This window comes from Pontibacter diazotrophicus, from assembly GCF_003367245.1.
GTDB lineage: Bacteria > Bacteroidota > Bacteroidia > Cytophagales > Hymenobacteraceae > Pontibacter > Pontibacter diazotrophicus.
Window position 1 is genome coordinate 108,814 of record NZ_QRGR01000012.1, and the last position, 20,373, is coordinate 129,186.

At 47.5% G+C, this 20,373-nt stretch carries 17 protein-coding genes and 1 tRNA gene; 6 read left to right on the forward strand and 12 right to left on the reverse strand.

The genetic code is table 11. The features are described 5' to 3' along the window. Positions 1-224: 224 nt before the first annotated feature. Positions 225-1,274: a DNA polymerase III subunit delta gene (holA, locus tag DXT99_RS12725; RefSeq protein WP_115565939.1), complete on the reverse strand. Its 1,050-nt coding sequence runs from the start codon at positions 1,272-1,274 to the stop codon at positions 225-227. A 136-nt stretch (positions 1,275-1,410) separates the two neighbouring features. Then, the gene (locus tag DXT99_RS12730; protein ID WP_115565940.1) at positions 1,411-1,854 is read right to left on the reverse strand and encodes a GNAT family N-acetyltransferase; all 444 of its coding nucleotides are present in this window, start codon (positions 1,852-1,854) and stop codon (positions 1,411-1,413) included. A gap of 210 nt (positions 1,855-2,064) precedes the next feature. Here DXT99_RS12730 and tyrS point away from each other — a divergent pair, with 210 nt between their 5' ends. Continuing rightward, positions 2,065-3,369, forward strand: a complete 1,305-nt coding sequence (gene tyrS, locus DXT99_RS12735; protein ID WP_115566000.1) for a tyrosine--tRNA ligase — start codon at positions 2,065-2,067, stop codon at positions 3,367-3,369. Positions 3,370-3,447: 78 nt separating this feature from the next. On the opposite strand, the gene DXT99_RS12740 is transcribed toward tyrS, so the two are convergent. Together DXT99_RS12740 and DXT99_RS12745 are read right to left on the reverse strand one after the other, a co-directional pair. Next, positions 3,448-3,639 (reverse strand): histone H1, encoded by a 192-nt coding sequence (locus tag DXT99_RS12740; RefSeq protein ID WP_115565941.1) that lies wholly within the window; start codon positions 3,637-3,639, stop codon positions 3,448-3,450. 105 nt (positions 3,640-3,744) lie between these two features. After that, complete coding sequence (locus DXT99_RS12745) at positions 3,745-4,983, reverse strand: aminotransferase class I/II-fold pyridoxal phosphate-dependent enzyme (protein ID WP_115565942.1); 1,239 nt, start codon at positions 4,981-4,983, stop codon at positions 3,745-3,747. A 218-nt stretch (positions 4,984-5,201) separates the two neighbouring features. On the opposite strand from DXT99_RS12745, the gene accC reads away from it, so the two are divergent. Next, positions 5,202-6,704: an acetyl-CoA carboxylase biotin carboxylase subunit gene (accC, locus tag DXT99_RS12750; RefSeq protein ID WP_115565943.1), complete on the forward strand. Its 1,503-nt coding sequence runs from the start codon at positions 5,202-5,204 to the stop codon at positions 6,702-6,704. A gap of 121 nt (positions 6,705-6,825) precedes the next feature. On the opposite strand, the gene bshB1 is transcribed toward accC, so the two are convergent. From bshB1 to DXT99_RS12790, 8 genes are all read right to left on the reverse strand, one after another. Then, entirely contained in the window at positions 6,826-7,545 is a 720-nt protein-coding gene (bshB1, locus tag DXT99_RS12755) for a bacillithiol biosynthesis deacetylase BshB1 (RefSeq protein WP_115565944.1), read from the reverse strand. A gap of 14 nt (positions 7,546-7,559) precedes the next feature. Next, positions 7,560-8,609 (reverse strand): M23 family metallopeptidase, encoded by a 1,050-nt coding sequence (locus DXT99_RS12760; RefSeq protein WP_115565945.1) that lies wholly within the window; start codon positions 8,607-8,609, stop codon positions 7,560-7,562. A 142-nt stretch (positions 8,610-8,751) separates the two neighbouring features. Further along, positions 8,752-9,690 (reverse strand): thioredoxin-disulfide reductase, encoded by a 939-nt coding sequence (gene trxB, locus DXT99_RS12765; protein ID WP_115565946.1) that lies wholly within the window; start codon positions 9,688-9,690, stop codon positions 8,752-8,754. Positions 9,691-9,838: 148 nt separating this feature from the next. Then, on the reverse strand, positions 9,839-10,702 hold the full coding sequence (locus DXT99_RS12770; protein WP_115565947.1) for a sigma-70 family RNA polymerase sigma factor: 864 nt from the start codon (positions 10,700-10,702) through the stop codon (positions 9,839-9,841). Positions 10,703-10,906: 204 nt separating this feature from the next. Then, positions 10,907-13,039 carry a polyribonucleotide nucleotidyltransferase gene (gene pnp, locus DXT99_RS12775; RefSeq protein ID WP_115566001.1) on the reverse strand — a complete coding sequence of 711 codons (2,133 nt, stop codon included), beginning with the start codon at positions 13,037-13,039 and terminating at the stop codon, positions 10,907-10,909. Positions 13,040-13,172: 133 nt separating this feature from the next. Continuing rightward, positions 13,173-13,448, reverse strand: a complete 276-nt coding sequence (rpsO, locus tag DXT99_RS12780; protein WP_115565948.1) for a 30S ribosomal protein S15 — start codon at positions 13,446-13,448, stop codon at positions 13,173-13,175. Between the two features lie 114 nt (positions 13,449-13,562). Beyond that, positions 13,563-14,975, reverse strand: coding sequence for an LptF/LptG family permease (locus tag DXT99_RS12785; protein ID WP_115565949.1), 1,413 nt, complete (start codon positions 14,973-14,975; stop codon positions 13,563-13,565). 99 nt (positions 14,976-15,074) lie between these two features. Continuing rightward, positions 15,075-15,479, reverse strand: a complete 405-nt coding sequence (locus tag DXT99_RS12790) for an START-like domain-containing protein (protein WP_115565950.1) — start codon at positions 15,477-15,479, stop codon at positions 15,075-15,077. A gap of 135 nt (positions 15,480-15,614) precedes the next feature. Here DXT99_RS12790 and DXT99_RS12795 point away from each other — a divergent pair. The 4 genes from DXT99_RS12795 to treZ all read left to right on the forward strand — a co-directional run bounded on the left by DXT99_RS12795 (position 15,615) and on the right by treZ (position 20,214). Beyond that, positions 15,615-15,688: transfer RNA gene (locus tag DXT99_RS12795), tRNA-Met, on the forward strand. Positions 15,689-16,089: 401 nt separating this feature from the next. Next, entirely contained in the window at positions 16,090-16,353 is a 264-nt protein-coding gene (locus tag DXT99_RS12800; RefSeq protein WP_115565951.1) for a hypothetical protein, read from the forward strand. Positions 16,354-16,689: 336 nt separating this feature from the next. After that, entirely contained in the window at positions 16,690-18,297 is a 1,608-nt protein-coding gene (locus tag DXT99_RS12805; RefSeq protein ID WP_115565952.1) for an alpha-amylase family glycosyl hydrolase, read from the forward strand. A gap of 75 nt (positions 18,298-18,372) precedes the next feature. Next, positions 18,373-20,214, forward strand: a complete 1,842-nt coding sequence (gene treZ / locus DXT99_RS12810; RefSeq protein ID WP_115565953.1) for a malto-oligosyltrehalose trehalohydrolase — start codon at positions 18,373-18,375, stop codon at positions 20,212-20,214. Positions 20,215-20,373 lie beyond the last annotated feature (159 nt).

Genomic DNA, 20,373 nt, shown 5'->3' on the forward strand with positions numbered 1-20,373 from the left:
CAGGCCTACAAAATGTTCTGATTTGAAAGAAAAACTAACCTGGTGCTACGGGGTTTTCTCCTGCCGCTGAGGTTCTAAACTTAACTCAAAGTTAACAAATTTTAGCTAGCAGCAGGCTCCTGAAAAACTTTTCTGTTAAGTTCCTAAACCTGAAACATCGCATAATAACTATACAATGTCCGGGGGCTTTAAAATATTGTGTATTGTGGATAAATAGGCATTATTTATACCGCCGCCATCGCACGTGGCACCGGGTGCAGCATCTTAAAAACCAACTCCCGCAGAATAGCTGCATCCGACATGTCGCCCCCTGTTATACCTTTCACCTGTAAATCGGCCACGCGTATAAAATGAATGATGTCGATGCAGCGCTGCAACGGAAATACCCGGAGCGCCTGCATGTATTCCTTCACCAGGAAGCCACGGTTCCCCAGGCTTTTGCGGATGCCCGCCTCCGACTTGTCGGCTGCAGTATGCAAACTGAGTAGCTTCGTGAAAAATGAAAATAGCAGGCTTAGGTTTGGTATGAGCGGGTTATTCTTCGGGTTGGCTTCAAAGTACTGTATGATGCGGTGCGCTTTCAGCGCGTCGCGCGCAATCAGGGCCGACTGCAGCTCAAAGATGTTGTATTCCTTGCTGATACCTACGTTCTCCTGCACTGCCCGTTCATCAATCGTCGCGCCAGGCTTCAGGTTAATCAGGAGTTTATCAATCTCATTGGAAAGCCGGGATAAATCTGCCCCTATAAATTCGCTCAGCAGTAGCACCGCTGGCTGTGTGGCCTTTACCCCTTTCTGCTTCAGGTAGTTCGTCACCCAGGCAGGCACCTGGTTGTCGTACAGTTTCTTAGTTGTGAGCAGCACTGCCTGCTTGCTTACGGCTTTCGCCAGTGCCTTCCGGCCATCCAGCGTTTTATGCTTATAACAGAATACCAGTATAGTAGACGGCAATGGGTGCTGCAGGTAAGCCTCCAGTTGCCTTATCCCATCTTCCCGTTCAATATCCACGATGCTTTGCGCCTCCTTTACAATCACGACCGATCTTTCAGACATCATCGGGAAGCGCTTTGCCTGAAGCAGCACCGTAGACACGTCCGCATCCTTTCCATACACCACCACCTGGTTAAAGCCTTTTTCATGTTCCTGCAGCGCGTGCTCCTCAATATAGTCCGCTATCAAGTCGATGTAGTAAGGCTCCTCTCCCTGCAGAAAGTACACAGGTGCAAATTGCCTTTTCTTCAGTTGTTCTAAAACGCCTTCGGGTGTGTGTGACATGGTGGTGCTGATTGATGCTGTATTAGGAGGCGTTGCTCTTTGCCCCTCTCCTCTACAAATTTAATGTATCAGGGGCAAAGTCAAAGTATAAAATGGAGAATTAGGCAGGATAAATAAGAGGCAAAAAACTTAAAATTTAATTCAGGTTTTTCACCATCACAAGCCTTGGCGAGTGGTCCAGGTAATAGTTTTCGGCCGCCTGCTGGGTTTCAAAACCCAGTTTTTCATAGATGTTAATACCGTGCTCATTCTCCGGATGAACAGTGAGATAAATAGAGGAGGCTCCCATTGCCTTTACATCTTCTACCATATCAGAAGTTAATCTTTCACCAATCTTCCTGCCTCTGTAGCATGGCAGCACACCCAGTGACAGAAACCATGCCTCCTGCTTTTCATTATTATAGTGGCCGATACCATACGCTACTATTTCTTTATCAAGTTCTGCCACCTTCATCAAACCGTTTGTTATATCATGAAGCTGGCGCAAAGCGAATATCGGATAACTTTCGTCCTCAAAGAGAAGCTGATCAATTGCCTTGATTTGTTTGATGTCTTCAATCTCTGCTGCTCTGATGATCATGATGCTGAAACCCTGCTGTTAAATGAAGGTGCAATTTAGGAATATGCCCGTAAAAATGCGTTCCGATGCAATTTCTATACCAACACCTTATCGGCACAACAGGTATCTGCTGATAGGCGTATCCCCGCTGTTAAACATCTAATCCCACATTAGGGACATCAAACTGCAAACTCTTTTTTATATTTGCCTTGATACACGAATTTGGTTTACATGAATTTAATAGAAGAATTGAGATGGAGAGGCATGCTCCACGACTTCATGCCAGGAACTGAAGAACAGCTGGACTCCGGAATGACAGCAGGCTACATTGGCTTCGACCCGACCGCTGCTTCCCTGCATATAGGTAACCTGGCTACGATCATGCTGCTGGTGCAGTTGCAGCGGGCGGGCCACAAGCCAATCGCTTTGGTGGGTGGCGCAACAGGCATGATCGGAGACCCATCCGGAAAGTCAGCAGAAAGAAACCTGCTGGATGAAAATACTCTGAGAGCGAATCAAGAGGGAATCAGGAAGCAACTGGAGAAGTTCCTGGACTTTAACAGCGGGGCTAACTCAGCCGAAATCGTAAACAACTACGACTGGTTCAAAGAGTTCAGTTTCCTTGGCTTCCTGCGGGAAGCAGGCAAGCACCTGACCGTAAATTACATGATGGCAAAAGAATCTGTTAAGAAGCGCATCAGTGCCGATGAGGAAGGCGACCGTGCCGAGGGCCTCTCCTTCACTGAGTTCTCTTACCAACTTATTCAGGGCTATGACTTCTACCACTTGTATAAAAACAAAGGCGTGCGCCTGCAGATGGGTGCCTCTGACCAGTGGGGTAACATCACGACTGGTACAGAGCTTATCCGGCGGATAGACGGCGGAAAAGCCTTTGCGTTAGTTGGCAAACTGGTTACCAAATCAGATGGAACCAAGTTCGGCAAGTCCGAAGGAGGCAACGTGTGGCTCGACCCGGAACTGACCTCCCCATACAAGTTTTACCAGTTCTGGCTGAACCTTTCAGATGAGGAAGCCGGCAAGCTGATAAAGGTATACACGCTGCTTCCGCAGGAGGAGATAAACCGCATAACCGAAGAGCACAACCAGGCGCCGCACCAGCGCGCTTTACAGAAAGCCTTAGCTAAAGATGTTACAATTCGGGTACATTCTGAAGAAGACTATAATGCTGCTGTGGAAGCCTCAGAAATTTTATTTGGAAAAGGCGATTTAGAGACCCTCAAAGGCCTTCGGGAGGATATTTTACTGTCGGTGTTTGAAGGAGTGCCGCAGATTGAGGTGAGCAAGGAAAACTATACGGAAGCGGCCACTGTAACGGATCTTCTCTCTGAGGTAACAGGCGGACAGGTATTCGAATCAAAGGGGGAAGCCAAGCGCATGATCAAGAACGGGGGTGTTAGCGTGAACCGCCAGAAGGTGCAAAATCCGGATGATGCCGTTTCCTTTGAGTTGCTGCAGGAGAAGTACCTTGTGGTACAGAAAGGTAAGAAGAACTATTACCTCATTACTGTTAACTAACTGTCTGACAGTATACTAAATAAAAAAGGTGACCTTTATAGGCCACCTTTTTTATTATTAACTTTGTTACAAGTTGTCTTATTTTGCGCTTTCAGTGCTGTTTTTCATGTCCTGAACTTCCTTACGGATGTCCTGCGCCATGTTTTTCAGGTCTTGCATACCTTTACGTACACGGGTACCAGCAGCTGCATTTCCTTTGTCGTAGAATTTTTCAAAATCCCCTTCCAACGACATTACTAGATCCTTGAGTTTGCTAAAGTTGTTGTTCATTTGTGCTTTGATTATTGTGAAACATTTAGTTTTATTCCTCTAATATACACATTTAATGAAAACAAGCAAAAATTAAGGAATTTTAATATAAGCCTTCTGAGCGAATTAAGCGGTAACTGCAGGGCTTGAGTATAAGCCTTTGTCCAATTTCAATGCAATTTTCTCGAAAGCTGCAATAGTCTCTTTCACATCATCCAGGTTATGCGCTGCCGTTGGAATCAGGCGCAGCATGATCACGTCTTTTGGCACAACCGGGTATACCACGATTGAGCAGAAAATGCTGTAGTTCTCACGCAGGTCCAGCGTCAGTTGTGTAGCATCCGGAATCTGGCCGTTAAGGAAAACAGGCGTTACCGGAGATTCAGTTGTACCGATGTTGAAGCCTTTCTCACGAAGGCCGCTTTGCAGTGCATTTACCACCTCCCACAGCTTGTCTTTCAACTCAGGGTGTTTGCGCAGCAGCTCGAGGCGCTTGAGAGCTCCCACCGTAATCGGCATGGGCAGCGACTTAGCGAAGATCTGAGAACGCATGTTATAGCGCAGGTATTCTACCACCTGCTCGTTAGAGGCAACAAAAGCTCCGATGCTGGCCATGGACTTGGCAAACGTAGAGAAGTAAACGTCGATACCCTCCTGCACGCCCAGGTGCTCTCCTGTACCGGCGCCTGTGGCACCCATCGTACCGAAGCCGTGCGCATCATCTACAAATAAGCGGAAGTTGAATTTCTCTTTCAGGGCCACCACATCTTTCAGGTTGCCCAGGTTACCAGACATTCCAAAAACACCTTCGGTGATTACAAGAATGGCGCCACCTGTGTTTTCAGTCCAGCGCGTTGCACGCTCCAGCTGCTTCTCCAGGCTCTCCATGTCGTTGTGGCTATACACAAAGCGCTTGCCCTGGTGCAGACGCACGCCATCTATGATACATGCATGCGATTCAGCATCATAAACAATTACATCGTGGCGGTCTACAAGGGCATCGATGATAGACACCACTCCCTGGTAGCCGAAGTTCAACAACATCGCATCCGGTTTCTGCACAAAATCAGCCAGTTCAGACTCCAGTTGCTCGTGCAGGTTTGTGTTACCAGACATGATACGGGCACCCATTGGTGTTGCCATACCCCACTCTGCAGCACCCTCAGCGTCAGCTTTACGCACCTCAGGGTGGTTGGCCAGGCCAAGGTAGTTGTTCAGGCTCCAGGTTAGCACCTCTTTTCCTCTGAATCTCATGCGCGGGGCAATCTCACCTTCAAGCTTCGGAAATGTGAAATAGCCATGTGCATAATGAGAGTGGCTGCCTAAAGGACCTCTGTTGGTCAACAACTTTTCAAATAAATCCACTAGTGTAATGATTAGGTTATCTGTATAATTTGAACTTAAGCTTTATTAACTACATACATACAATATATATAGAAATTAAGTATAATGCTGCACAAAGTTATGGTTTATTCAACTCATTTACAATGATGGACTGTGTGGAGAGCTGCATTTTCAAGTCCTCATTTTTAAGTTTCGCTATAAAACCTTTTCTTTGATGTAAAACATAAGGTAGCTTCTGCATGAGAAAAATAAATAAGATTCTTATAGCCAATCGGGGTGAAATAGCCCTGCGCGTGATGCGTACAGCGAAAGAAATGGGTATCAGAACGGTAGCCATTTACAGCGAAGCCGACCGCAATGCTTTGCATGTGCGCTTTGCTGATGAGGCTGTGTGTGTCGGTGGTCCCAAATCCAGTGAGTCGTACCTGCGCGGTGACTATATCATTGAGGTATGCCAGAGACTCAAAGTAGACGCCATTCACCCGGGCTATGGGTTCTTATCAGAAAATGCCGGTTTTGCAGCTAAGGTAAAAGAAGCCGGTATTATCTTCATCGGCCCGTCACCGGAAGCCATAGAACTAATGGGCAGCAAGCTGGCTGCCAAAGCCGCTGTAGCAAAGTATGACATCCCGATGGTGCCGGGTACAGAAGAAGCTATCACGGATGTAGAGGCAGCCAAGGAGATCGCCACGCAGGTGGGATTTCCCATCCTGATAAAAGCGAGTGCCGGCGGCGGCGGCAAAGGGATGCGTGTGGTAGAGGGCGTAGAAGAGTTCGAAGAACAGATGAAGCTGGCGGTAAGTGAGGCAACTTCTGCTTTCGGCGATGGCGCTGTTTTTATTGAGAAATACATCGGTTCGCCACGCCACATTGAGATCCAAGTGTTAGGAGACACGCATGGCAACATTGTGCACCTGTTCGAGCGGGAGTGTTCTATTCAGCGCCGCCACCAGAAAGTAATTGAGGAGGCTCCCTCTTCTGTTCTTACGCCGGACCTTCGCGAGGCCATGGGACGCTGCGCCGTCAACGTTGCCAAAGCCTGTGATTATATCGGGGCCGGCACGGTAGAATTCCTGCTAGATGAGAACCTGAATTTCTACTTCCTGGAAATGAACACCCGCCTGCAGGTAGAACACCCGGTAACAGAACAGATCACCGGGCTGGACCTGGTTAAAGAACAGATTAAGATAGCGGAGGGTAATCCATTAGCTTTCAGGCAGGAAGATTTGAAAATCAATGGTCATGCCCTGGAACTTCGGGTGTATGCCGAGGACCCATCAAATAACTTCCTACCGGATATAGGCCGGCTGGAGACATACCAGCGCCCACAGGGCTTAGGCGTGCGGGTGGACGACGGCTTTGAGCAAGGCATGGATATACCTATCTACTACGACCCGATGATAGCGAAACTGGTAACCTTCGGCAAAGACCGCCAGGAAGCCATAGACAAGATGCTACGGGCAATAGATGAATATCAGATAACCGGAATAGAGACCACTTTATCGTTCGGCACCTATGTACTCCAGCACGAGGCCTTTGTTAGCGGTAACTTCGACACCAAATTCATTGACCGGTATTTTACCCCGGAAGCACTGCAGCAGGAGCCTGAAGAGGCCACTGAGGAAATCACGGCTGTGCTGGCTGCCATGCTTGTGGATCAGAAAAAACCAGCGGCGGTAACTGAAGGAGCAAATAGTGTACCTCGCCCTACTTCGAACTGGAGAAAAAACAGAACCAGGTAAAATCTTTCGGCAGTAACCGACTTCGCAGTGGGTTTTAGAGGATTTGAAAGAAAACAAAAAGAAAGGGCACTGCAATATACTTGCAGTGCCCTTTCTTTTTGTTTCTGTATCGTGTTTAACTTTAAATCAGGTCGAACAGATTACGCACGCCAATATAGCGTTCTTTCGTGAAGCCCTCCCCGTAGGTAACGCCTATTGTATGGCCCAGTTCTTTGGCTCTGGCCTCTACAAAACCAAGAAACTCAGGCGAAGAGATGTAGGTGTTCGGGGAGTCATCGTTCGGGTTATAGAACTGTGACCTGTAAGCCCGTATTGATTCCATCTTCTTTTCCCAATAAGGTGTTACGTCAACCACAATATCCGGTGTGATAAAACGATCCTGGATAAAATGGTATACTACCTTCGGGCGCCACGCCTCCTGCGATTCCCCCTCCTCATTGGTGGTGCTTATCATTTTAAGACCTGCTTTAAAACAGGATTCCGTTAAAAGATCAGCACCACGCCCATGATCCGGGTGGCGGTCATGAATGGCATTGGCAATGACAATCTCGGGCCGGTACTGGCGTATTTTCTGGATAACCTGTAACTGATGCTGCCGATCATTCTGAAAAAAACCATCCGCAAAGCCTAAGTTGTCTCTTATCTCCACTCCCATCACTTTGGCCGCGTCAGCTGCCTCCTGCAAACGAATCTCTGCTGTGCCGCGCGTGCCAAGCTCTCCGTGTGTTAGATCCACTATGCCCACCTTTTTACCAGCGGCAATATGGGCAATCAATGTTCCCGCGCAACCTAACTCTACATCGTCCGGGTGCGAGGCAAAGGCAAGAATATCTAATTTCATATTTCTTTAAGTGATTATCTGATGCGCAGCGATTTACCGATGCGCAAAGTGGTGCGGGTACTCATGCCATTCAGCTTTGCCAGCTGGCTCACAGAAACACCGTATTTTTTGGAGATACCGGAGAGAGTATCACCGCTGCGCACTTTGTGGTAAGTGGCCCGCCTGCCGGCACTCGCACTTCCCTTCTTTGCTTTGTTGTAATAGTTGAATACTGCTGACGTAATCTGAAAGCTCTCCCCTTTCAGCAGGTAATCAGGGAAATCGTATATATTTTCCGGATCCAGCGGGTTTCCCTGGTAACGTACTTCGTAATGGAGGTGCGGACCAGATGATCGACCGGTGCTGCCACCGAGGCCTAACAGTTCCCCCGCCTTCACATACTGCCCGGGTTGTGCAATAGCCTTGCTCATGTGGCCATACAAGGTCTCCAGGCCATTGTAATGCCGCACTACAATATAATTACCGTAGCCACCGCCGTCCCACTTGTTAATGCGCACCACCCCGTCAAAAGCCGCGAAAATGGTATCGCCGGTATTCAGGTCAATATCAGTGCCGTAATGCCAGCGCCCCCCCCTGCTTCCAAAGTGGCTGGTGATGGGGGTTTTTACCAACGGCATGTTGTACTTCCGGTTAGAGGCCATGTCATACAGTTTAATGTCTACCGTATCCTTCAGCTGCCGCGCATCCATCTTGTAAGGGTTGAGGTTGCGGGTGTCCCAGATAGCATAGTAACCCGCAATTTTGATCCAGCTGGAGTCTACCAGCACCTCTTCCGACATCTCTACTATATGCTGCTCCCCCAGGTCAAGCTCAGAGGTGTCTTCACTTACGATAGACAGCTCCTTCTTCGGATTGAAGAAGATGGATGCATCAGCATCTGAACCCTCATCCGGAAAATCCTCATACTTGATTAAGATAGTCGTGTCGGGACGCACATACTGAATCTTTGGGGTCTTCACCTTAAAGAAATCCTTTGTCTTGCTTTGCGCCATCGCACCTCCTGCACTACACAGCATGCAGAGAAAAAGCAATACAAAAAATATGGGTGCTTTGATTTTAAACATTCTTCTTGAAAGGTTGGCTGTGCTGCCTTTTCTGCAACACATTTTGCTTCTTTTAACTACAGCACAGCCATATTATTGTAATACATCCCCTGTCACAGCATAAAATGACAGTAAAAGCAGGATGCTCTAAGGCACCGGTAAATTAATGCAGGTTCTGAGCTGCCAGGTACCTTTCGGCATCGAGGGCAGCCATACAGCCGGTTCCAGCCGCCGTTACGGCCTGCCGGTATGTGAAGTCCTGCACATCCCCGCAGGCAAACACACCATCTACATTTGTCTTGGATGTGCCCGGAATGGTACGGATATAGCCGTTTTCATCCAGGTTCAAGGCATCGGCAAATATGTCAGAATTAGGCTTGTGACCGATGGCCACAAAAAAGCCTGCCACTGGAATCTCACGTGTTTCCTCAGTCAGCACGTTTTTCACACGAACAGCCTCAACGGTATGCTCTCCTAAAATCTCATCTGTTATCGTGTTCCAGAGAATTTCGATGTTCTTCGTGTTTTTCACGCGCTCCTGCATGATAGTGGAAGCGCGCATCTCACCACGGCGTACTATCATGTATACCTTCTTGCACAGGTTAGAAAGATAAGTGGCTTCTTCCGCAGCCGTATCTCCGGCTCCGATGATAGCCACATCCTGCCCCCGGTAAAAGAAGCCGTCGCAAACGGCACAGGCAGACACGCCGCTACCGTTCAATCTTGCCTCAGACTCAAGCCCAAGCCATTTGGCAGAAGCACCGGTTGAAATGATCACCGTGTGTGCTTCAATTACTTTCTGATCGTCGATCGTTACCTTGTGTGGCTTCGAAGAAAAATCTACGGCTGTGGCAATACCATAGCGTACATCAGTACCAAAGCGCTCTGCCTGCGTCTTAAAGTCTTCCATCATCTGTGGCCCGTTAACTCCTTGAGGGTAACCCGGGTAGTTTTCAACATCGTTGGTGATGGTCAGCTGACCTCCTGGCTGAAGGCCCTGGTATAAAACGGGATTAAGACCGGCCCTCGAGGCATAGATGGCAGCAGTATATCCTGCAGGCCCGGAACCGATTATTAAGCATTTAACTTTTTCTATTTCCATTACAAATATGTTTCAAAGAAATCAGGATGCAAACATACAAAATTTCTGTGCCTCTGCCTGCATAGCGGCCTGATTTTGCCTTGCTTGGTAGGATAAAAAAAGCCCCGGCGTTTGGGCCAGGGCTATTACTATTAATGTGAACGAGCCTTTAGCCTAGGTAAGGCTTCAATGCTTTGCTTCTTGATGTATGGCGAAGTCTTCTGATAGCTTTTTCTTTAATCTGGCGCACACGCTCGCGTGTCAGGTTAAACTTCTCGCCAATTTCCTCCAGTGTGAGTGAATGTTCTCCATTTAAACCAAAGTATAGAGAAATTACGTCAGCTTCGCGTTTTGTTAAGGTTGAAAGGGCACGCTGTACTTCTTTACGCAGTGAGTCGTTCATCAGACCCATATCCGGCGACTCTTCGTCTTCGTTCTCCAGCACGTCCAGCAGGCGGTTTTCCTCTCCTTGCACGAAAGGCGCATCTACAGACACATGGCGACCAGATATTTTTAGGGTATCTACGACCTCAGCAGTTGTTAATTCAAGTACCTCGGCGATTTCTTCAGGTGATGGCTCACGCTCAAACTTTTGCTCAAGCTCTGAGAAAGATTTAGAAATCTTGTTAAGGGAACCTACACGGTTAAGCGGAAGGCGCACAATGCGCGACTGCTCAGCCAAAGCCTGCAGAATAGACTGGCGGATCCACCAAACGGCATAGGAGATAAACTTAAAGCCTCGTGTTTCATCGAATCGCTTGGCTGCCTTAATCAGACCCAGGTTACCTTCGTTGATAAGGTCGCCCAAAGAAAGGCCCTGGTTCTGATACTGCTTTGCCACCGACACGACAAATCGTAAGTTGGCTTTCGTTAATTTCTCAAGCGCAAACTGATCTCCCTCTCTGATTCTCTGAGCCAGCGACACCTCTTCGTCTGGAGTAAGCAAATCAACTTTACCAATCTCCTGTAGGTATTTGTCAAGCGACTGGCTTTCGCGGTTTGTAATCTGTTTGCTTATCTTGAGTTGTCTCATCAGAGTATGTTGTTATTGCAAAAAAAATGTGAAAATTAATAAATTAGTTTGGTGTCTGAACACTAGAAAATCGCGCAAAGTTCTTTCATCTTTTAAATAAAATCAAGATGTGAGGCTTTGGTGACTAAAGAAACTCTTGGCACCATGTACTTAACCAAAGTGAGGCACCAAGAGTTCTGTCATGTGATAATATTACTATTGATTTTATTCAGGAGCACCTGGTTTAGGTAAGATAGCCTTGCGAGACAACTTAAACTTGCCGGTCTTCTTATCTACATCAATCAATTTCACCTTCACTTCTTCTCCAATTTCAAGCACACCTTCCATTGATTCGAGGCGCTCGTGCTTGATCTCAGAAATATGCAATAAACCATCTTTACCGGCCATAAACTCTACGAAAGCACCATAAGGCTGGATAGACTTCACTTTACCGATGTAGGTATCGCCAATCTCCGGCTGGGCAACAATGGCTTTGATTCTGGAAATCGCATTGCTCATGGCTTCCTCGTCTGTGGCGAAGATGTTCACATGGCCCTTCTCGTTCTTTTCCTCGATGATGACAGTAGCACCGGTATCTTTCTGAATCTGCTGAATCACCTTACCACCTGGTCCGATTACGGCGCCGATAAATTCTTTATCGATTACGATGTTGAAAGAACGTGGCGTATGCGGCTTATAGTCTGCATTAGGTTCAGCCAGTGTCTTGGACATCTCGTTCAGGATGTGCGCACGGCCAGCGTTAGCCTGAGCAAGCGCCTGGCTCAACACCTCGTAAGACAAGCCCTGTACCTTGATATCCATCTGGCAGGCGGTGATACCGTTTTTAGTACCAGCCACTTTAAAGTCCATATCACCTAAATGGTCTTCATCCCCTAGAATATCTGATAACACAGCAAATTTGCCTGTTTTCTCATCTGTGATAAGACCCATCGCGATACCGGAAACGCCACCCTTTACAGGAATACCGGCATCCATCAGCGCCAGAGAGCCAGCACATACAGTAGCCATGGAAGAAGAACCATTAGACTCCAGGATATCGGAAACGATACGAATCGTGTATGGGTTCTGATCTTCCGGCGGAAGCACTTTCTTAAGGGCACGCAACGCCAGGTTACCATGGCCTACCTCACGTCGGCCAGGACCTCTGTTCGGTTTTACCTCACCGGTAGAGTAAGCCGGGAAGTTGTAGTGCAGCAAAAATTTATTTGTGCCGGATACCATGGCGCTATCAATCAGCTGCTCATCCATTTTGGTACCCAGTGTTACCGTAGTCAAAGATTGTGTTTCGCCACGGGTAAAGATAGCGGAACCGTGTGTAGCAGGCAGGTAATTCACCTCCGACCAGATAGGGCGGATTTCATCCAGCTGACGGCCATCCAGGCGAACACGCTCATTTAGAACCATGTTGCGCACTGCGTCTTTCTCCGTATCGTGGAAATAAGTCTTGATCAGGCCCATGTCGTAGGTGTGATCCTCTGGCAGGGTAGAAACAAACTCTTCTAAAACTGCAGCGAAGCCTTCTTTACGCTCTGCTTTGGAAACGCCTCTTCTAGCTACCTCGTACGCTTTCTGGTAAGTAGCTTCATACACACGCTGACGCAACTCTTCGTCGTGCGTTTCGTGCGAGTACTCGCGCTTTACGGTTTTGCCAACCAGTTCAGTCAACTCCATCTGCGCCTGGCACTGCACTTTAATTGCATCGTGAGCATACTGGATTGCCTCCAGCATTTCTGCCTCAGACACTTCACTCATTTCTCCCTCAACCATGGCCACGCTGTCAAATGAAGCACCAACCATCAGGTCAATGTCAGCACGCTGCAGGTCTGTTACGGTTGGGTTTATCACCAGTTTGCCATCTATTCGGGCTACGCGCACTTCAGAGATAGGACCGTTGAATGGAATATCGGATACTGCCAGGGCAGCAGAAGCTGCAAGTGCGGCAAGTGCATCCGGCATGATCTCTTTATCAGCAGAGATCAGGTTTATCGATACCTGTGTTTCAGAATGGTAATCAGACGGGAAAATCGGACGGAGTATACGGTCTACCAAGCGAGACACGAGGATTTCATAGTCAGATAATCTGGCTTCTCTTTTAAGGAAACCGCCGGGGATTTTACCGGATGAGGCAAATTTCTCCTGGTAGTCTACTGAAAGAGGCAAAAAGTCAACCCCTTCACGGGCATCTTTGTTTGAAACAACAGCTGCCAGCAGCATGGTATTACCCATTTTCACTACGACAGATCCGTCGGCCTGCTTGGCTAGTTTTCCTGTTTCAATTGTTATCTCCCGGCCATCCGGAAGTATAATGGTTTTTGTTATCGCGTTGTAAGGCATCATCATTTTTTCATTTACATCAAAAAGACAGGGCTACCCATTGTGGCCGCTGTCGGTACTGGCAATTGAGGAAGGAAGGGGGGTATAAAAAAGATTAGGGAATTCCTGTAAAAGAAATTCCCTAACACTTGAAAGCTTACTTACGGATACCTAGTTCCGCAATGATTGCTCTGTATCTTTCAATGTCGTTTTTCTGCAGGTAGTTCAGAAGTCTTCTTCTTTTACCTACGAGTTTCAAAAGTCCCAGGCGTGTGCTGAAATCCTTCTTGTGGATTTTCAGGTGCTCTGTAAGGTCAGCGATGCGTGTGGTGAACAGCGCTATCTGCGACTCGGCAGAACCTGTGTCAGTCTTAGACTTGCTAAAACCATGCTTTTCGAAAATGTCTTGTTTCGCTTCAGTGGTTAATCTCATTGCGTAAATATATCAATCTGTTTTTATCTTGCAAAGACTATAATACAAGCCACAAAGGTATATAATTTACTTCTACAAAAAAAACTTTTGCAGCATCTTTATATACCAAACCTGCTATAGTTTATTACGGCGGAAGCGGGTCATTAGCTTACGCCAGAAGTCTACCTCCAGCAAACTGGAGTCATTACGCGCCTGGTACAGGAAGAATAAACCCATCGGAAGCAGGATTAAATTACCTCCCCACAAGCCTGCTCCTATCGACACCATACCCTCACGCGCCCATTTCTCCCCTAGTATCGCCATCACATACATCAGAATGAAGAAGATAATGGATATGAGCACCGGCACGCCAAGGCCTCCTTTCTTAATGATGGCTCCCAGAGGGGCACCAATTAGGAACATGATGATAATGGCGGCGGATTGCGTATACTTCTTCCATATCTCGATCTCGTAGTTGTTCGCTTCACGCAAGGTGTTCTTAATACGCTCCTGGTAGCTACTGGTAAAGCTTTTCACGTTCCGGGCTTTATTGGTGGCCATCCGCAGCACATCAGCACTTGGCGCTGTCAGTTCGCGCTCCACGGATTTACCTTGTAAGCGGTAACCATTCTTTACCTGCCCGGTATCTGCTTTAAAGTAAGAATAGAAAGGGTCCACGTTGGGCGCGTAAAAATTAACTTCCCGGGCGCTGTACCTGCGCAATGAATCTGTTACGATACTTAGTTGCGCGATATTCTTCATCATCTTATTATCAGAAAACAGCTCTTCACGGGTACGGTCCAGGTTGAAAGAAGCCATACTCAGGATGATTTTGCTTGCATCAAACTGCTGCCGCACAAACTGATCATTGGAGGCCCGAAAGGATGCATTACCCTGCGCAACGTAAGTGTTACCCCTGAACAACTCCATTATCAGGTAGCTGTCGTTATAGGCCATATACATCTCACCGGAGTCAGCCAGAATCACGGTGGTATTGGAGCCGCCTTTGGAGTGATCATATATCATCACATCGCCCAGGGTCTGGCCATCATTCATTTTTTTGTTTACCTTAATGCTATAGCCGGGTATGCCATTGTAAAACGCCCCTTCCTTGAAGTTCATGGCAGGTTTTTTCTGGCGAATATCCCAGAGAAGGCTATATGCTTTCAGGTTGGCCTTGGGCACAATATTATTGTTGAAGAAGAAAGCACCAACAGTAAGCAAGGAGACTACTATTAGAACAGGACGTAATATGCGGGTGAGGGTAATGCCGGAGGTTTTGATGGCCGTGAGCTCATTATGCTCGCCCAGGGTCCCAAAGGTCATCAGCGACGACAGCAATACTGCCAGGGGCATTGCAACCGGCGCCATGTTTATGCTGAAATAAAAAAGGAGCTCCCCAAAAACTTCGGCACCCAGGTCTTTACCTACAAGTTCGTCGAGGTACTTTAGCATGTACTGGGTGAGCAGAATAAACTCCACCACAGCAAATGTCAGGATAAATGGCCCGAAAAAGGCCTTTAAAATAAGCTTATCTAATTTTTTCATGGGCAACAAAGGGCAATATGGCTGGGCGCCACAGTGCCCAAGCCTTTTAGAAGGCTCTCAAATATCGTGCAAAGATAAGCAGATGCAGTGGTAAACCTGCTACCCCCCTACTAATTCACGAAGATTTTGCATCAGGTTTTCCCACATTTCCTCCAGTTCCTCCTGGTCCTCTTCGTCTGAGTAGTCCGTCACTTTCAGAAACTGCTCCTGTGTCAGTTCGCTCGACTCAATCGAAAAGTCTACATAGGAAGGATCTGCCACATGCATTTTCCTTTCGTTCAGGAAAAGAAAGCGAATCGAACGGTTGGAGCGGAAACCGGTAAGTTCTGCAAAGTGGTTGACGCCATCCCAGTAGAAGTTATAAACTTTGTCTTCGTCTACAGTCACATCATCGCAAAACCACTGTGATAAGCCGCTCGGCGTCGATAAATAAGGGTAAAGAAGCTTTGCAGAAGCATTGATCGGGTACTCGCGAACAAATTTAGTCTTCGTAGCTTTGGTCATAATTTGTCATATAAGTGTCTGAGTAAGTATAAGATTAATTTCCCAATCTACGTATATCTTAAAAATAAAATATTTTTTTTTAGAGAAGCAACTTGCTTATTTAAGAAACAATGCCCTATATTTGCACCACAATTCGGCGGGGTAGCTCAGATGGTTAGAGCGCAGGATTCATAACCCTGAGGTCGGCAGTTCGATTCTGCTCCCCGCTACTAGAAAAGCCGCACTATCTACTGGTAATGCGGCTTTTTCTATTAACAGCGTTCACAGCAGCCAAAAACTCCAAACACCCTCTTGCTGTGCTATTGCTCCTCCTTTATTTAGCGGCTGCTAATCTATCACACATAAAGCTTTCTCCAGCATCCATGTTTACTGTTACAGGCAGGCATACCGACTCATGTGCTGCATTACATGCTGGCGTTATAACAACTATACAAAAGTAGAAATCACCTGATCGCTCTCATCAGGTTTGTAACTCTTCTCTCGCAGATAAGCTTTCAAATTCTTCTCGTTACATATACTGAGCTAATCTTTTTACCTGTTGTTCCGTAAAAACCTGGGACAAATAAATTAGAATAGCTCTATATAAAGTTTTCCTGACAAAGATTCTGCTATGCACTCCAAAAGCAAATTCCCTGTAGCCACCCTTGTGTCGCTGGTTCTAATCATTTCAACAGTATATTATCCTGACGAAGCAGAAACAGTGGCGAGTATGTTGTTCCCCATTGTGTGGCCGTTGATATTTATAGCAGGATTTGCCGCCATCGGTCTACTTATCTACAAAGGCAGCCTGGCAAAAAGACTCCGAAAAGAGGCTGTTACAACCCAGGCATACCGGCAATACGCTCGCAAACTTCAGCAGGAAAACAGCCATTAGGAACCCAATAAGATACAGAGCAGGTGCGATTATTAAAATGCTCCTTAGGGGCTCATCTTGTTCCAATCAACCAGGTTCTTTCCTGCTTTCACGGCAAAAAAAAAGGTTCAGAAACGCTTCCCGTCTATTCAGGCAGAAAGCGTTTTTTTATTTCTCCCCATTCTGTATTCGCAGCCAGATATTCCACAGAAGGTGTTTCTGTGTAGTTAGTAAATCAAGCCATTTCTCCTTCCTCCTACCTATAATCTCCGGTGTATTATATCCCCTTCCGCTCCGCTTCGTACATACGAAACAGAAATCAAGATATATCCAAATATAATATATACGCTGAACAATATGGCAAACAAGCAGGAACAAGAGCATTTATGGTGGCACGAAGGAGTTATTTATCAAGTTTACCCCCGTTCGTTTCAGGACAGTGACGGTGATGGCGTTGGCGATCTGAAAGGTATTATCAGCCGGTTAGATTACCTGAAGTGGCTGGGTATTACCGCTATCTGGGTCTCTCCTATTTACCCCTCGCCCATGGCAGACTTTGGCTATGACATCGCTGACTATTGCGGTATTCACCCTATGTTTGGCACGATGGATGACTTTGATGAACTGCTGCAGCAGGTGCATAGCCGTGACATGAAACTTATCCTGGACCTTGTGCCAAACCATACCTCCAATGAGCATCCATGGTTCCAGGAGTCAAAGTCGTCGCGCGACAACCCGAAGCGTGACTGGTACATCTGGAAAGACCCGGCAGAGGATGGCAGCGAGCCTAACAACTGGCTGAGTGTGTTTGGCGGCAGTGGCTGGGAATGGGATGAAAACACACAGCAGTACTACTACCACGCCTTCCTGAAAGAGCAGCCAGACCTGAACTGGCGAAACCCGGAGGTGCAGGAAGCCATGTTTGATGTAATGCGCTTCTGGCTAGACAAAGGCGTGGATGGATTCCGGGTGGATGTGATGTGGCATATTATCAAAGACGATAAACTGCGCGACAACCCGCCTAACCCGGATTACAAGGAACATATGTCCACTTACGAAAAGGTTGTTCCTGCCTATTCCACAGACCAGCCGGAGGTGCACGATATAGTGGCTAAAATGCGGAAGGTAACGGACGATTATGAAGCGCGTGTGATAATCGGTGAGATCTACCTGCCGATTCATCGCCTCGTGACGTACTATGGTCACGAAAACACCGGAGTACACCTGCCCTTTAACTTCATGCTCGTCAACGAAGAGTGGAATGCCCGAATCTTGTCTTTGAAAATAGATGAATATGAAGGTGCCATACCTCCCGGAGGATGGCCGAACTGGGTAATTGGGAACCACGACCAGCCCCGGATTACCAGCCGCGTGGGATATTCTCAGGCGAAAGTGGCCGGTATGCTCCTGCTTACGCTTCGGGGTACCCCAACCATGTATTACGGAGACGAAATAGGTATGCGCGATGTACCTATACCGCCGGAGGAGGTGCAGGACCCACAAGGTCTGAACATGCCCGACAAAGACCTGAGCCGGGACCCGGAGCGCACGCCCATGCAATGGGACAATAGCGAGAATGCAGGCTTTACAGAAGGAAAACCCTGGCTTCGCCTGCCGGATAACTTCCGCCGTGTAAACGTGGAGGTGCAGCGCGACGATGAATTCTCTATGCTTACCTATTACCGCCGTTTGATAAAGTTACGCCAGGAGGAGCCTGCACTGCATGTCGGTGATTATGCCCCTGTTGTCTCAAAGGATTCGTTGCTCTCTTTTATCCGCAAACACGAGGATCGGCAATTTCTTATCATTTTGAACCTGACGCATAAGCCATGCCTCTTCCGGGCAGAACACCATACCTACAAAGGCAAAATCGTGTTGGCAACAGACCCAGAACGCGAAGGCAAGCAGGTAGAGAAAAACATCAGCATTTCAGGAGATGAGGGCATCGTGGTGCTACTAGATTAGCCGGAGCAGCATCAACTTTTGTCGAAGTTTTAGAGTAAAATCAGTCTCTTACATGCTTTACGCTGACATAAGAAGATGGAAACAGTTGGTTCTGAATATATGGGAAATGGCCGATGCCGCTTTACGGTATGGGCACCCGAGAAAAAGACGATGGCACTACACCTCGTGCACCCTCGGGAGCGCGAAATAGCTATGGAGTGCGCCGAATGGGGCTATTTTACAGCAGAACTGGAAGATGCCTCGCCAGATATCCGGTACTACTATAAACCGGAAGGTGAAGAAGGATTTCCCGATCCGGCCTCCCATTGCCAGCCAGAGGGTGTTCATGGTCCTTCAGAAGTGGTAGATCATGGCGCATATACCTGGCGGGATTCCAACTGGAAAAACATCCCGATGCAGGATCTGGTGCTCTACGAGTTGCACGTGGGCACTTTTACTCCGGAAGGTACTTTCGAGGCCATCATACCACGGCTTGACGCTTTGAAGGAGACTGGTATCAACGCCATCGAGTTGATGCCGGTGGCCGCTTTTCCGGGTAGCCGCAACTGGGGCTATGACGGCGTTTTTCCTTATGCGGTGCAGGCTTCCTACGGCGGCCCTACGGGACTGAAAAAGCTGGTGGACGCCTGCCATGCCAAAGGAATAGCGGTTTACCTGGATGTGGTGTATAACCACCTGGGCCCGGAAGGAAACTATTTTGAGAAATTCGGCCCCTACTTCACAGAGAAATACGGCACTCCCTGGGGCAAAGCTATCAATTATGATGGTGCCTACTCCGATGGAGTCCGGGAGTATTTTGCTAACAACACGCTATACTGGCTGGAGTACTATCATATAGATGGACTGCGATTAGATGCCATTCATGCCATCTTTGATCAGAGCGCCGTCTCCTTCTGGGAACTGCTGCAAAACAAGATACAAGCCCTGACGGAGCAGATGGGAAGGTCATTTTACCTCATCGCAGAGAGCGACCTGAATAACCCCCGGGTGGTGCAGCAAACCGAAGTGGGGGGATATGGGTTTAATGCGCAGTGGCTGGATGATTTCCATCATGCCTTATATGTGCTGCTAGACAAAGAAGGAATAAAATTTTATGAAGATTTCGGTAAGACAGAGCAGTTCGCAAAAGCCGTTACAGAGGGATTTGTTCACAGCGGCGAATATGTGAAGTTCCGTAAAAAAACCTTCGGCACCTCCTCCGCTGCCATTCCGGGCAATCATTTTGTAGCCTTCGCGCAAAACCATGATATAGTAGGCAATCGCCCGGAAGGAGAACGGCTGTCGGTGCTCGTGGACTTTGGAAAGCTTAAAATTGCTGCAGCCGCAGTTCTTCTGTCGTCATACATTCCGATGCTTTTTATGGGAGAAGAATACGGAGAGGAAACCCCCTTCTTGTATTTTGTGAGCCACTCAGATAAAGGACTGATAAAAGCAGTGCAGGAAGGACGCAAAAAAGAATTTGCAGATTATAAGGTCAACGGCGCACTCACCGACCCGCAGGACGAAGAAACTTTCCAGCGGTCTAAGCTGGAATGGGGAAAAAGAAACCAGGGCAAACACCAGAAGCTCCTGAAATGGCACCAGACCCTGATTCAACTCCGCCGCAACCATGCAGTACTACAGAACTTTGACAAAGCTGCTATAAATGCGCAGACACTGGAGCAGGATGGTTTGATATTCATTCGCCAGAACCATGATGGTTCAGAGCACCTGATTTGCCTGTTCAATTTTTCTGAAAAAGACCTCAGCTATACATTGCCTAACACAAAAACCCATTGGAGCATGCTCCTTAACTCCAAAGAAGTACAATGGCTCCACGAACAGGAGGAAGAATTTACAGCAGCAGCGCAAATGGCAGCAGGGCAAGTTTTAACGATACCACCCTTAAGTGTGCTCGTTTATCAAAGCCAAACTTAACTACTACCATCATCAACTGAATGCTGCGCATATGATGTACAGCTTTAATCCACCCCTAGCCTTTCCAAAGAGGGGAATCTGCCTATAGACAAAGTAATGCGCACTGATCAATAGATATCGGTATAATATCAGGATGTAGTATCAAAAGTCAAAAAAGGC

Coding starts and splice junctions, on each gene's coding strand:
- holA (WP_115565939.1), bottom strand. CDS start 1,274: ATGTCACACACACCCGAAGGCGTTTTAGAACAACTGAAGAAAAGGCAA.
- DXT99_RS12730 (WP_115565940.1), bottom strand. CDS start 1,854: ATGATCATCAGAGCAGCAGAGATTGAAGACATCAAACAAATCAAGGCA.
- tyrS (WP_115566000.1), top strand. CDS start 2,065: ATGAATTTAATAGAAGAATTGAGATGGAGAGGCATGCTCCACGACTTC.
- DXT99_RS12740 (WP_115565941.1), bottom strand. CDS start 3,639: ATGAACAACAACTTTAGCAAACTCAAGGATCTAGTAATGTCGTTGGAA.
- accC (WP_115565943.1), top strand. CDS start 5,202: ATGAGAAAAATAAATAAGATTCTTATAGCCAATCGGGGTGAAATAGCC.
- bshB1 (WP_115565944.1), bottom strand. CDS start 7,545: ATGAAATTAGATATTCTTGCCTTTGCCTCGCACCCGGACGATGTAGAG.
- DXT99_RS12760 (WP_115565945.1), bottom strand. CDS start 8,609: ATGTTTAAAATCAAAGCACCCATATTTTTTGTATTGCTTTTTCTCTGC.
- trxB (WP_115565946.1), bottom strand. CDS start 9,690: ATGGAAATAGAAAAAGTTAAATGCTTAATAATCGGTTCCGGGCCTGCA.
- DXT99_RS12770 (WP_115565947.1), bottom strand. CDS start 10,702: ATGAGACAACTCAAGATAAGCAAACAGATTACAAACCGCGAAAGCCAG.
- pnp (WP_115566001.1), bottom strand. CDS start 13,039: ATGATGCCTTACAACGCGATAACAAAAACCATTATACTTCCGGATGGC.
- rpsO (WP_115565948.1), bottom strand. CDS start 13,448: ATGAGATTAACCACTGAAGCGAAACAAGACATTTTCGAAAAGCATGGT.
- DXT99_RS12785 (WP_115565949.1), bottom strand. CDS start 14,975: ATGAAAAAATTAGATAAGCTTATTTTAAAGGCCTTTTTCGGGCCATTT.
- DXT99_RS12790 (WP_115565950.1), bottom strand. CDS start 15,479: ATGACCAAAGCTACGAAGACTAAATTTGTTCGCGAGTACCCGATCAAT.
- DXT99_RS12800 (WP_115565951.1), top strand. CDS start 16,090: ATGCACTCCAAAAGCAAATTCCCTGTAGCCACCCTTGTGTCGCTGGTT.
- DXT99_RS12805 (WP_115565952.1), top strand. CDS start 16,690: ATGGCAAACAAGCAGGAACAAGAGCATTTATGGTGGCACGAAGGAGTT.
- treZ (WP_115565953.1), top strand. CDS start 18,373: ATGGAAACAGTTGGTTCTGAATATATGGGAAATGGCCGATGCCGCTTT.